The following is a 12702-nucleotide window of genomic DNA, read 5'->3' on the forward strand; positions in this document are numbered from 1 at the left end:
TTGGCACTGTCAGCGCAGGCGCTGGTAACCACCAGGCACCGACGCCACCAGCCCCTGCATTTCCAGCATCAACAGCGACTGCAGCAACTGGTCGGCGGCCAGACCGGTGGCCTCGCAGAGGGTATCGGTTGACTGCGGATCATACCCTAAAGCCTGCAGCACCGCGATTTCCCGCGCTGGCAGATCCTCCTCGGCAGCGCTGCCGCCAGCGTCAGATTCGACACTGGCGGGAGAGGGTGAGGGGACGGGGGAGGACGCCACCTGCCAGCCCCCCAGCTCCTCCTCAATATCGGCCACCGTTTCCACCAGCGCGGCACCCTGACGGATCAGGCGATGGCAGCCCTGTGCCTGGGGGTTGCGTACCGACCCGGGCACGGCGAACACCTCGCGTCCCTGCTCCAGCGCCAGCCGGGCGGTGATCAGCGAACCACTGCGCAGGCTCGCCTCCACCACCAGTACGCCGCGGCTGAGGCCACTGATCAGACGGTTGCGCTGGGGAAAGTGGGCGGCGCGGGCCGGCGTGCCCGGCGGCAGGTCAGACACCAGCAGCCCCTGCCGGCGGATCTGTTCACTGAGGGACCGGTGCTGGCGGGGGTAGTCGACATCCACGCCGGTACCGACCACCGCCAGGGTGGGATAGCCGGCGTCCAGCGCGCCACGGTGGGCGGCACCGTCGATGCCCAGCGCCAGCCCGCTGGTGACCAGGTAGCCCCGCTCGCTCAGGTCGGCGGCAAACTCATGGGCCAATTGCAGCCCGGTCGGGGTAGCGTTGCGGCTGCCCACCAAGCCAATCTGCGGCCTGACCAGCAGGCGGCGATCACCCTGCAGATAAAGCACCAGCGGCGCGTCGTGAATATGACGCAGGGGTTCCGGGTAATCGTGATCGCCCCAGGTCACCATCTCAATGCCCAAGGCCTGACAGCTGGCCTGTATCTGCTTCAGCGCAATCAACAGTGGGTGAGCAGTATCCTGCGCCTGCCAGGCCCGCAGCGCCTCACGGGTTTTCTGCGGCAGCGCGGCGGCCTGCCACACCGCTTCGGTGGTGGCCAGCAGCTCCAGGGGGTCGTCAAACTGTTGCAGCAGCGTCAGCCGACGCTTGCGGCCCAGTCCCGGCAGTCGGGCCAGACACAACCACGGCAGGGTATCGGATTGGCTGGTCAAAGCAGACGATGCGACGGGCATCGCTGGTGAGGTTGGGGGCATGGCAGCATCCTTGTTGCGTAGCGCCGTCCTGGCGAAAACCCGCAGTATGCCATAACGCAAGAGGGAGGCACCGGGCCTCCCTCTTGTTTGTTGATTACCCGTTGTTTGTTGATTACCAATTGTTGGTTGATCAGGCCACTGCGCAACCGGTCAGGGGTTGCGCACCTTGTCGCCCAGGGACAGCGGTCGGGTTGCTGTCAGGATCAGGCCGTAGCTCATCTTCTCGTAGGACTGGAACACCATCAGCAGGCCAGCACGCTCATCCGGCAGGGCGATGGTTTCCTTGGTGACCGGATCACGCACCAGGTTGCCCTTCTTGAACACCGCCAGCACGTTGCCCGGCACCAGGCCTTCACGCAGGCCGCGGTTCAGGGCCACCACGTCGAACTGACCAATCTGGGTCACGCCGTCTTCCACCGACAGCATTTCACCTTCGATCTCGTTCTCTGGCGAGCTGGGGGTGAAGGTGGTGGTGATGCTGCGGTCCTCACCGGCCAGCAGGCGATCGCCAATGCGGACTTCCTCACTGGAGCTGGTCACCCGCATGGTCAGCACGTCACCGGTTTCCTTGGTGATCTCACCTCGGGCAATCGCCCGCGCTTCCAGACCCAGGAACTCACCGGTCTGGGGATCAACGAACTCCTTGCTGCGGCGGAAGATACCAACGTTGTCGGCCGGTTTCTCACCACGGGCGTAAAGCTTGTCGCCGGCCCCTGCCACAATGCGGCCATCCTCACCCTCAAGCACGTAGGGCGAGCCATTGAGTTCGGTCACGTCGACAATGCGGGTGTCGGACAGGAAGCCACTGATGGCATCCAACGGGATTGCCGGAATCGGGGTATCAATAGGCTCGGAGCGAATCTGCGGCGACAGCTTGATCACGCCATTGCGGTTGACCTTGGTTACCCGCGGCTGGCCGTCGATGTACACCAGGGCCAGCTCGTCACCCGGGTAAATCAGGTGAGGATTGCTTACCTGGGGATTGACGTGCCAGATCTCTGGCCAGTACCAGGGGTTGTCGAGAAAGCGGGCAGAGATGTCCCACAGGGTATCGCCCTTGACGACGGTGTACCGATCGGGGTGATCATCCCGGAGATCGGGCCCGGCCGCCTGTGCCCAGGTGGTAACCAGCAGCATGCCAGCCGCCAGCGCGTACAGCAGATTCCTCATTGTGTATGTCCTTGATCGCGTGCCTTCATCGGTGGTTTTGATCGCGGGTCGTCCAACCGCCGCTCCTCGCGTCTCCCTCTACTATAGAAGAAGTGACGCAAATTGTGATGTTATCTTTTGTTCTTCCAGTAGATTCTACCTATCAACTGGTTAGTTTGTACTCAGTCGTGAAACTAAGGGATAATAGCGCTGTCTGAGCCGGTAAGCACTCATCCTGACACGAGTCACTTTGGGGCTGACGCACTTCGGGCCTGCGGCGGACAGGGCGCACCCTGATCCCCCCGCAGCCGGGACTACAGTCAGCCCGAATACAATTAGCCCGAATAGTAGTGGACGGGCGGCGAATTGACCCTCTACACCGTCGCATTTCTGGCATGATAACCGATCTCCCGCCCTGTCGGGCAGGGGCGAATCACCGTTATAATGGCCTTTTCGCCGGTCCGTACCGACACACGATCCAACAGTAAAGAACCGACACGCTATGATCCTAGACATCCTGGAATACCCTGACCCCCGGTTGCGCACCGTTGCCAAGCCGGTGACCGAGGTCACGGACGACACCCGCAAGCTGATCGACGACATGTTCGAGACCATGTACGATGCCCCCGGCATCGGCCTTGCGGCCACCCAGGTCAACGTTCACCAGCAGATCATCGTGATGGATCTGTCCGAGGATCACAGCGAGCCACGGGTGTTCATCAACCCGCAGGTGGACGTCCTCGACGGCGACTACGAGAAAATGCAGGAAGGCTGCCTGTCGGTGCCCGGATTCTATGAAGACGTCGAGCGCATCGAGCATGTCCGCATCAAGGCTCTGGATCGCAACGGCGAGCCTTACGAACTGGAAGCCACTGGCCTGCTGGCGGTGTGTATCCAGCACGAGATGGACCACTTGAACGGCAAGCTGTTCGTGGATTACCTGAGCGCCCTCAAGCGCAACCGTATCCGCAAGAAGCTGGAGAAACAGCACAAGATCCGTGCCTGATCCCGCCACGGGATCGCGCCAGAACATCGACAGCCAACAAGACCGGGTGCCAACCCGGTCTTTTCGTATCCACCGACACAGAGACCACCAACCGTGCGAGTTGTCTTTGCAGGCACCCCCGACTTTGCCGCCACCGCCCTCAAGGCCATCCTGGCCACCAACCACGAGGTGGTGGGCGTCTACTCACAACCGGACCGTCCCGCGGGGCGGGGCCGCAAACTGACCCCCAGCCCGGTCAAACAGGTGGCGCTGGATGCCGGTGTGCCGGTGTTCCAGCCACTCAACTTCAAAGACAGTGCCGATCGCGACCAGCTGGCAGAGCTGGCGGCGGATGTCATGGTGGTGGCCGCCTACGGCCTGATCCTGCCACAGGCGGTGCTGGATACCCCCCGTTATGGCTGTCTCAACATCCATGCCTCACTGCTGCCACGCTGGCGCGGCGCGGCGCCGATCCAGCGGGCGATTGCCGCCGGCGACGACCGCACCGGCATCACCATCATGCAGATGGACGCCGGCCTCGACACCGGGGCCATGCTGTTGACCCGGGAAACCGCGATCCAGGCCGACGACACCGGCGGCAGTCTGCACGACCGCCTGGCGGACCTGGGCGGCGAGGCCATTGTGGAAGCCCTGGCACACCTCGACACCGGCTCGCTGCAGGCCGTTCCCCAGGATGACAGCCTTGCCAACTACGCCCACAAGCTCAGCAAGGAAGACGGTCACCTGGACTGGACACGCCCGGCGCTGGAACTCAATCGGCTGATCCGCGCCTTCAATCCCTGGCCGGGCTGCTTTACCGATCTTAACGATGACAGCGGCCAGGCCCCTCAGCGTATTCGCATCCACGCCGCTGGCGTCCTCGATGGAGGCGGGGATGCTCGTCCCGGCACCATCCTGCGGCGGGAGCGGGACGGTATCGACGTCCAGTGCGGCCAAGGTGTGCTGCGGCTGACCCAGGTGCAGCTGCCCGGCGCCCGGGCCCAGAGCGTCAACGACCTGATCAATGGCGGCAAGGCCCTGCTGCTGCCTGGCCAGGAGCTCAACTAGATGGCCCACTCATTGCTGCCGCTGCGGGCGGTCGCCGCCAGAGTCCTGCTGGCGGTGGAACAGGGTCAATCCCTGTCCCAGGCGCTACCACCGGCCCTGGACCAGGTGGAAGATGGCGAGCGATCCTCACTGCAGGCGTTGTGTTACGGCGGTTGCCGCTGGTTCCACCGGCTCGACGGCGAGCTCGCCGAACGGCTGCGCAAGCCCCTGCGCAAACAGGACCGGGTGGTCCATCACCTGTTGGTGGTGGCGCTGTTCCAGCTCCGCTTCAGCCAGCAGGCCGACTACGCTGTCCTCAATGAAACCGTCGAGGCCTGCCGCGCCCTTGCCAAACCCCATCTTACCGGCCTGGTCAACGGCCTCCTGCGCAAGGCCCTGCGCGACGATTCCCCCGCCGACATCCGGGACAACCCGGCCCGGCACTACAGCCACCCTGACTGGCTGGTGGCCAAGCTGCAGCACAACTGGCCCGACGACTGGACCGCCATCCTTGATGGCAACAACAGCCAGGCACCGATGACCCTGCGGGTCAATGCCCGTCGTGGTAACCGTGAAAACTATCTCGCGCGGCTGCAGGCAGAGGGCATAGAGGCTTCCGCCACCCGCTTTGCCCGCCACGGTCTGCAGCTGGCCCGACCGGTGCCGGTGGACCGGCTGCCCGGATTTGCCGACGGTTCCGTCAGCGTGCAGGACGAGGCCGCCCAACTCAGCACTGACCTGCTGGCGCTGGCCCCCGGTCAACGGGTGCTGGACGCCTGCGCCGCTCCCGGCGGCAAGACCTGCGCCCTGCTGGAACAGCAGCCGGACCTGGCGGAGGTGGTCGCCATCGACCAGGCCAGCGAGCGTCTGGCGCGGGTCGAGGAGAATCTCGAGCGGCTCGATCTGGACGCCCGCCTGGTGGCCGCCGATGCCGGCGACACCGAGCAGTGGTGGGACGGCCAGCCGTTTGACCGCATCCTGCTGGACGTGCCCTGTAGCGCCAGCGGCGTGATCCGTCGCCACCCTGACATCAAGCTGTTGCGGCGGGAAGCCGACATTGCCCCGCTGGCAAAGATCCAGCTCGAACTGCTGGCCGCCATGTGGCGGATCCTGGCACCAGGTGGACGGCTGGTGTACGCCACCTGCTCGGTGTTCCCCCAGGAAAACCACCGTATAATCGAGCGGTTCCTCAAACAGCAGGACGATGCCCGGCTGGTGGACCTGGACGTGCCCTGGGGCCGCCCGATGCCCGCCGGCCGCCAGCTGCTGCCCGACCCCCTCAGTCACGACGGTTTCTATTACGCTGTGCTGGACAAACCGGGCGGGCCGGACGCGCCCGCCGACGACAGGTGAACCGTAATCCGGCACTGGCCGGTACAGGGAACTGAACCATGAAAATCATCATCCTGGGTGCCGGCCAGGTCGGCGGCACCCTGGCCGAGAACCTTGCCAACGAAGCCAACGACATCACCGTGATCGATTCAGACGGCGCCCGTCTGCGGGAACTGCAGGACCGTCTCGACATCCGCACCGTGCAGGGCAGGGGATCCTACCCCACCATCCTGCGCCAGGCCGGCGCCGACGACGCCGACATGCTGATTGCGGTGACCAACAGTGACGAGGTCAACATGGTGGCCTGTCAGGTGTCCGGGGTTCTGTTCAAAACCCCCACCAAGATCAGCCGGGTGCGGGCCAACGCCTACCTGGCCCGCAAGGAGCTGTTTGCGGACCAGGGTTTCCCGGTGGACGTGCTGATCAGCCCGGAGCATCTGGTCACCCGTCACATCACCCGACTGATTGAATACCCCGGCGCGCTGCAGGTACTGGAATTCTCCAAGGGTCTGGTACGGCTGGTGGCGATCCGGGCCACCAAGGGCGGGCCGCTGGTCGGTCATGAGCTGTCCTACCTGCGCACCCACATGCCCCGCATCGATACCCGGGTGGCGGCCATCTTCCGCAAGGACCGGCCGATCATTCCCCAGGGCGATACCGTGATCGAGGACGGTGACGAGGTCTTCTTCATCGCCGGCACCGACCACATCCGCTCGGTCATGAGCGAGCTGCAACCACTGGAGAAGCCCTACAAGCGGATCTTCATCTGCGGCGGTGGCAACATCGGCCAGCGCCTGGCCCACACCCTGGAGAACCGTTACCAGGTCAAACTGCTGGAGCGGGACCGGGAGCGCTGCGTGATGCTGTCGGAAAGTCTGCGAAAGACTGTGGTGCTGGAAGGCAATGCCGCCAACAAGGACATCCTGCTGGAAGAAAACATCGAGAACACCGATGTGTTCTGCGCCGTCACCAACGACGACGAGGCCAACATCATGGCGTCGCTGTTGGCCAAACGACTGGGCGCCCGCAAGGTCCTGACGCTGATCAACAACCCGGATTACGTCGACCTGATCCAGGGCGGCGACATCGACGTTGCGATCTCCCCCCAACAGACCACCATCGGCAGCCTGCTCACCCACGTCCGTCGTGGCGACGTAGTGAACGTTTACTCACTGCGCAGAGGCGCTGCTGAGGCCATTGAGGCCATCGCCCATGGCGATCACCGGTCCTCCAAGGTGGTGGGCAAGCGGCTGGATGAAATTGCCCTGCCGGAAGGCACCACCATCGGCGCCATCGTCCGCCACAACGAGGTGCTGATCGCCCACGACCACCTGCGGGTACAGCCCGATGACCACGTCATCCTGTTCCTGGTGGACAAGTCCCGTATCCGTGACGTCGAACGGCTATTCCAGGTGGGGCTGACCTTTTTCTGACGCCGTTGGGATACGCTTCACAGCCGTTCCGGCCCGTGCCGGCGGGGCGCGCCATCGCGGCTTAGAAAAGCCGGCGACAGCAGCGTATAATGCGGCAACTTTACATTCGCTGCGTGCCGAGGGTTCAGTCCGGTACGCCACACACAGACCGATAGCAGGCAATCGTCGTGACAGACAAGGCAACTCTCAACGGAAGCCAGGACCTCAACACCTTTCAGGGACTGATCCTGGCGCTGCAGAATTTCTGGGCGCAGCATGGCTGCGTCGTGCTCCAGCCACTGGATATGGAAGTCGGTGCCGGCACCTTTCACCCCGCCACTTTCCTGCGGGCCATCGGCCCGGAGACCTGGAACGCCGCCTACGTGCAGCCCAGCCGCCGTCCCACGGACGGTCGCTACGGTGAAAACCCCAACCGCCTGCAACACTACTACCAGTTCCAGGTGGTGCTGAAGCCGTCGCCGGACAACATCCAGGAGCTGTACCTGGACTCCCTCAAGGCCCTGGGCCTGGACCCACTGGTCCACGACATCCGTTTCGTTGAGGACAACTGGGAATCCCCCACCCTGGGCGCCTGGGGTCTGGGCTGGGAAATCTGGCTCAACGGTATGGAAGTCACCCAGTTCACCTACTTCCAGCAGGTCGGTGGTATCGAGTGCTACCCGGTTACCGGCGAGCTGACCTACGGTCTGGAGCGCATCGCCATGTACCTGCAGGGCGTGGACAGCGTCTACGACCTGGTGTGGACCCAGGGCCCGGACGGCGTGGTCACCTACGGCGACGTGTTCCACCAGCAGGAGGTGGAGATGTCCACCTACAACTTCGAGCACGCCGACACCGAGTTCCTGTTCCACTGCTTCGACGTCCATGAGCGCGAGAGCAAGCGCCTGATCGAAGCCGGACTGGCACTGCCGGCCTATGAGCAGGTGCTGAAGGCCTCCCACACCTTCAACCTGCTGGATGCCCGCCACGCCATCTCGGTCACCGAGCGCCAGCGTTTCATCCTGCGGGTACGCACCCTGGCCCGAGCCGTTGCCCAGGCCTACTTCGACAGCCGCAAGGCCCTTGGCTTCCCGCTGGCACCCGAGGCCCTGCGTCAGGAACTGCTGGCCGACGACGAACAAGCGAACGACTCTGCTAAGGGGAACGCATAACCATGGCAACACAGGATTTTCTGGTCGAACTGGGTACCGAAGAGCTGCCGCCGAAGGCGCTGAAATCCCTTTCCGACGCGTTCACCCAGGGCATCGTCAACGGGCTGGCTGACGCCGGCATCGATCACGGTGCGGTGGAAAGCTTCGCCGCCCCCCGTCGCCTGGCGGTGCGTATCCGCGATCTCGCCGATGCCCAGCCGGACAAGCCGGTGGAGAAACGCGGTCCGGCGGTCAAGGCCGCCTTCGACGACGCCGGTAACCCCACCCGCGCCCTCAATGGCTTCGCCACCTCCCTGGGGGTCACCCCGGATCAGCTCGACACCCTGGAAACCGACAAGGGTGCCTGGGTGGTTTACCGCACGGTAGAGCAGGGCAAGCCCACCATTGAGCTGCTGCCGGCACTGATCGAGAAATCCCTGGCGGCGCTGCCGATCCCCAAGCGCATGCGCTGGGGCGCCTACCGCACCGAATTCGTCCGTCCGGTACATTGGTTGGTGCTGCTGTACGGCAACAAGGTGATTGATGCCCCGATCCTCAACCTGACCCCGGGCAACCAGACCCGTGGTCACCGCTTCCATTGCCCCAAGTCGCTGCTGATTCCCACCCCCAACGACTATGAGGTGGTGCTGAAAGAAGAGGGCCGGGTACTGGCCAATTTTGAGGAACGCCGTGACGTGATCCGTGCCGGTGTGGCTGCCATCGCCAAGAATGAAGGCAACGGCCGCGCGGTGATCAACGACGACCTGCTGGACGAAGTCACCGCCCTGAATGAGTGGCCGGTACCGCTGCTGGGGCGCTTCGAGGAGCGCTTCCTGGAGGTGCCCGCCGAAGCCCTGATTTCGTCGATGGAAGAGCACCAGAAGTACTTCCATGTGGTCGACGATAATGACCGCATGCTGCCGCTGTTCATCACCGTGGCCAACCTGGAAAGCAAGGACCCGGCGCAGGTAGTAAGCGGCAACGAGAAGGTGATCCGGCCGCGGCTGTCCGACGCTGCCTTCTTCTACGAGACCGATCGCAAGACCCGGCTGGAAGACCGAGTCGAGCAGCTCAAGCCGATCGTGTTCCAGGAAAAACTCGGCAGCCTCTACGACAAGTCCGTGCGGGTCGCCGCTCTGGCGCGCAAGATTGCCGATGCCATCGGCAGTGATCCGGCGCTGGCCGAACGTGCTGCCATGCTGGCCAAGACCGATCTGGTCACCGAAATGGTGCTGGAGTTCACCGACCTCCAGGGCATCATGGGTCAGTACTACGCTGAGCACGATGGCGAGCCGGCCGACGTTGCCAAGGCGCTCAATGAGCAGTACATGCCGCGCTACGCCGGTGATGACCTGCCCACCACCCTGACCGGCTGCGCCGTGGCCCTGGCCGACCGCATCGACTCGCTGGTGGGGCTGTTCGGCATCAACCAGCCGCCGTCCGGTACCCGTGACCCATTTGGTCTGCGTCGGGCGTCCCTGGGGGTCCTGCGGATCATCATCGAGCGGGCCCTGCCGCTGGATCTGCAGACCTGCTGCGAGTGGGCAGCGGAGAACTTCACCGTGCTCAGCGAGCAGAAAGTTGCCACCACCGTTGTCGACTACATGCTGGAGCGCTTCCGTGCCCACTACGACGAGCAGGGCATCGGTGCCGAAGTCTACCTGGCGGTGCATGCCCGCCGGCCCACCCGGCCTCTGGACTTCGATCGCCGCATCAAGGCGGTGGAGGCATTCCGTCAGTTGCCGGAAGCCCAGGCCCTGGCAGCGGCCAACAAGCGGGTCTCCAACATCCTCACCAAGCAGGGTGGCGACAGCATTGGTGAAAGCGTCGACACCAGCCTGCTGCAGGACGGTGCCGAACAGGCCCTGGCGGATGCCGTGGCCAAGCAGGCCGACGCGGTACTGCCGCTGTTCGAGCAGGGGGACTACGGCTCTGCGCTGAGCTCACTGGCGGGCCTGCGCCAGCCGGTGGACACCTTCTTCGAGGAAGTGATGGTGATGGCGGAGGACGACGCCGTTCGCAACAACCGCCTGGCGCTGCTGAACCGTCTGCGCAACCTGTTCCTGCGGGTCGCCGACATCTCACTGCTGCCGACCGCCAGCTAACACGGCAATGCTGGTCATCCTGGACCGGGATGGGGTCATCAACCACTACGATGGCAGCTACATCTGCTCGCCAACCGCGTGGTTGCCCCTTCCCGGCAGCCTGGAAGCCATCGCCCGTCTCTGCCATGCCGGCTACACCGTGGCCATTGCCACCAACCAGTCCGGCATCGGCCGGGGCTATTACGACGTCGATACTCTGGAGGCCATGCACAGCAAGATGGCCGATCTGCTCAAACCGTTGGGCGGCCGTATCGACCTGATCGCCTACTGTCCTCACCATCCCAATCAGCACTGCCATTGCCGCAAACCGTCCACCGGCCTGCTGGAGCAGATCCGCCAACGGCTCGGCCTGAGCACCCTGGCTGGCACCCTTATGGTTGGCGACAGCCGCAAGGACCTGGAAGCCGCCCTCGGCGCCGGTTGCCAACCCTGCCTGGTGCGCACCGGCAACGGTCGCGAAACCGAGCACCACCTGCGGGAACGGCCTCTGGCGGGCGTGCAGGTGTACGATAACCTGGCAACCCTGGTCGACACACTGCTTGCCACCAGCCGATAAAAATTTCTCCGCTGGGCACTGGCAAAAAGCCGCTGTTTCCGTATAATACCGGCCGTTGTTCGGCGTGTAGCGCAGCCTGGTAGCGCACTTCGTTCGGGACGAAGGGGTCGGAGGTTCGAATCCTCTCACGCCGACCAATCTTTCCCTCCCTGCTTTATCCCTGTTTCATTCGTCCTGTTTCTCTACCAACCAAACCGGTTGCATGTACGTTCACGCGCGCCGCTCGTTCACACACGGCAGCCTCCGTTCACCCGCAGTCACACTTCGTCGCCAATCCACGCTAAACTGGGTGCCAGTTTTGACACACACTGTCTGTTCCCCATTGCGTGCCAGGAATCCTGGCTGATAAGGATATAGCATGAAACTGAGCCCCCAGCTGACCGGTCTGATCACCGTTGCCACCCTCCTGGCCGGTTGCAGCAGCCAACCGTTGAGTGTTGGTACCGACGATGTCTGTGGCAGCCTGCAGGCGTTGATTGCCGATTACGATGCCGACTTCGCCAGTTTCCGCGGCAAGGGGGACAGCTTCATCGCCGGCACTGTTTACCGCGCCAAGACCGAATTGATCGAAGGTCACTGCCAGATCTGGAGCTGGGGTCGTGGCGATGCCGCCTACCTGTGCGCCGCCACCAGCCCCAGTCTGGACATTGCCAAGAGCCGTCACCAGCAGGCGCTGGCGTCGGTTAAAAACTGTCTCGGGCCGCAGTGGCAGGAAGAGGGCGACTGGCGCCAGCGCGCCGGTGAGACCGACGGCTACGCCTCCCGATTCCGTGCCCCGGACAGCGACGCCCTGGTGTCGGTACAGACCACCGTACAGCTCGGAGGCCCGGTACGGCACTACACCAACTTTCTCTACATTGGCGGCGAGTCCCGGGCGGACCAGCCCCGCAGTCGGTAGGTACGTAGCCAGGTGGATAGGGCAGGGCAGTGGCCGGCCCGGACAAAGCCCTCAGATATAGAGCCACAGAATTGAAACGACAACCCGTGCAGGCATTTCCATGACCCAGACCACGAACACCACTCCCACCCACAAACCTCGTCCCTGGGTCGATCTGCTGGTCAGCATCGTGATTCCGTCCGTGATCCTGATGAAGCTCAGCGGCGACGACTACCTCGGCAGCACCTGGGCGCTGGTCATTGGCCTCGCCTTTCCGTTGGGCTGGGGGCTGTTTGAGCTGCTCCGCTACCGCAAGTACAACTTCATTGCAGTGCTTGGGGTGATCAGCGTCGGCCTCACCGGCGGTATCGGTCTGATGGAGCTGGACCCGCAGTGGCTGGCCATCAAGGAAGCCGCAGTGCCGCTGCTGATTGGTCTGGCGGTACTGGTGTCCACCCGCACCCAGTACCCGCTGGTGCGTACGCTGCTGTACAACCCGTCAGTGTTGGATGTCGACAAAATCCAGCGGGCACTGGTGGAACGCAACAGCGAAGCCGAGTTTGAAGCAAGGCTGTTGAAGGCCAGTTACCTGTTCAGTGGCACCTTCTTCTTTTCCTCCGCGATGAACTACATTCTCGCCAAGTGGATCGTCACCAGCCCGGCGGGCACCCAGGCCTTCAACGAAGAACTGGGACGAATGACCCTGGTGAGCTACCCGATGATCGCGATTCCGTCGATGGTGATGATGATTGCCATTTTCTACTACCTATGGCGCACCATCCGCCGCCTGACCGGCTACACCCTGGAAGAAGTGATGTCGCCGCACCTCCATGGCAGCGAACAGCCCGACGGCCCGTCCGAATCCAACAAGGGGCGGTAACGCCC

The 12702-nt window shown here is 63.7% G+C and carries 11 protein-coding genes and 1 tRNA gene; 10 read left to right on the forward strand and 2 right to left on the reverse strand.

The window, feature by feature from the left end:
* Positions 1-9 precede the first annotated feature (9 nt).
* Complete coding sequence (gene dprA, locus MLD24_RS15215; RefSeq protein WP_282450676.1) at positions 10-1203, reverse strand: DNA-processing protein DprA; 1194 nt, start codon at positions 1201-1203, stop codon at positions 10-12.
* Between the two features lie 150 nt (positions 1204-1353).
* A complete protein-coding gene (locus tag MLD24_RS15220) occupies positions 1354-2373 on the reverse strand; it encodes a LysM peptidoglycan-binding domain-containing protein (RefSeq protein ID WP_227173000.1) in 1020 nt (339 codons plus the stop codon).
* A gap of 481 nt (positions 2374-2854) precedes the next feature.
* Between MLD24_RS15220 and def the strand changes: the two genes are divergently transcribed.
* From def to MLD24_RS15270, 10 genes are all read left to right on the forward strand, one after another.
* Positions 2855-3358, forward strand: a complete 504-nt coding sequence (gene def / locus MLD24_RS15225; RefSeq protein ID WP_227173001.1) for a peptide deformylase — start codon at positions 2855-2857, stop codon at positions 3356-3358.
* Between the two features lie 93 nt (positions 3359-3451).
* Positions 3452-4405, forward strand: a complete 954-nt coding sequence (gene fmt / locus MLD24_RS15230; RefSeq protein WP_248167672.1) for a methionyl-tRNA formyltransferase — start codon at positions 3452-3454, stop codon at positions 4403-4405.
* Positions 4406-5737, forward strand: a complete 1332-nt coding sequence (gene rsmB / locus MLD24_RS15235) for a 16S rRNA (cytosine(967)-C(5))-methyltransferase RsmB (protein WP_248167675.1) — start codon at positions 4406-4408, stop codon at positions 5735-5737.
* Positions 5738-5775: 38 nt separating this feature from the next.
* Positions 5776-7149 carry a Trk system potassium transporter TrkA gene (gene trkA / locus MLD24_RS15240; RefSeq protein WP_227173004.1) on the forward strand — a complete coding sequence of 458 codons (1374 nt, stop codon included), beginning with the start codon at positions 5776-5778 and terminating at the stop codon, positions 7147-7149.
* A 167-nt stretch (positions 7150-7316) separates the two neighbouring features.
* The gene (gene glyQ, locus MLD24_RS15245; RefSeq protein ID WP_227173005.1) at positions 7317-8300 is read left to right on the forward strand and encodes a glycine--tRNA ligase subunit alpha; all 984 of its coding nucleotides are present in this window, start codon (positions 7317-7319) and stop codon (positions 8298-8300) included.
* Positions 8301-8302: 2 nt separating this feature from the next.
* Complete coding sequence (gene glyS / locus MLD24_RS15250) at positions 8303-10384, forward strand: glycine--tRNA ligase subunit beta (RefSeq protein WP_248167678.1); 2082 nt, start codon at positions 8303-8305, stop codon at positions 10382-10384.
* A 7-nt stretch (positions 10385-10391) separates the two neighbouring features.
* Positions 10392-10940, forward strand: a complete 549-nt coding sequence (gene gmhB / locus MLD24_RS15255) for a D-glycero-beta-D-manno-heptose 1,7-bisphosphate 7-phosphatase (protein ID WP_248167681.1) — start codon at positions 10392-10394, stop codon at positions 10938-10940.
* Between the two features lie 60 nt (positions 10941-11000).
* Positions 11001-11077 (forward strand) — tRNA-Pro (locus tag MLD24_RS15260).
* A gap of 221 nt (positions 11078-11298) precedes the next feature.
* Complete coding sequence (locus tag MLD24_RS15265) at positions 11299-11838, forward strand: hypothetical protein (protein WP_248167683.1); 540 nt, start codon at positions 11299-11301, stop codon at positions 11836-11838.
* Positions 11839-11938: 100 nt separating this feature from the next.
* On the forward strand, positions 11939-12697 hold the full coding sequence (locus tag MLD24_RS15270; protein ID WP_248167686.1) for a VC0807 family protein: 759 nt from the start codon (positions 11939-11941) through the stop codon (positions 12695-12697).
* Positions 12698-12702 lie beyond the last annotated feature (5 nt).

This window comes from Marinobacter xestospongiae, from assembly GCF_023156385.1.
Taxonomy (GTDB): domain Bacteria; phylum Pseudomonadota; class Gammaproteobacteria; order Pseudomonadales; family Oleiphilaceae; genus Marinobacter; species Marinobacter xestospongiae.

What these genes read in the sequence shown, in the direction of transcription:
- MLD24_RS15265 (WP_248167683.1), top strand. Translation starts at nt 11,299, where the DNA reads ATGAAACTGAGCCCCCAGCTGACCGGTCTGATCACCGTTGCCACCCTC.
- glyS (WP_248167678.1), top strand. Translation starts at nt 8,303, where the DNA reads ATGGCAACACAGGATTTTCTGGTCGAACTGGGTACCGAAGAGCTGCCG.
- def (WP_227173001.1), top strand. Translation starts at nt 2,855, where the DNA reads ATGATCCTAGACATCCTGGAATACCCTGACCCCCGGTTGCGCACCGTT.
- MLD24_RS15270 (WP_248167686.1), top strand. Translation starts at nt 11,939, where the DNA reads ATGACCCAGACCACGAACACCACTCCCACCCACAAACCTCGTCCCTGG.
- gmhB (WP_248167681.1), top strand. Translation starts at nt 10,392, where the DNA reads ATGCTGGTCATCCTGGACCGGGATGGGGTCATCAACCACTACGATGGC.
- rsmB (WP_248167675.1), top strand. Translation starts at nt 4,406, where the DNA reads ATGGCCCACTCATTGCTGCCGCTGCGGGCGGTCGCCGCCAGAGTCCTG.
- MLD24_RS15220 (WP_227173000.1), bottom strand. Translation starts at nt 2,373, where the DNA reads ATGAGGAATCTGCTGTACGCGCTGGCGGCTGGCATGCTGCTGGTTACC.
- dprA (WP_282450676.1), bottom strand. Translation starts at nt 1,203, where the DNA reads ATGCCCCCAACCTCACCAGCGATGCCCGTCGCATCGTCTGCTTTGACC.
- trkA (WP_227173004.1), top strand. Translation starts at nt 5,776, where the DNA reads ATGAAAATCATCATCCTGGGTGCCGGCCAGGTCGGCGGCACCCTGGCC.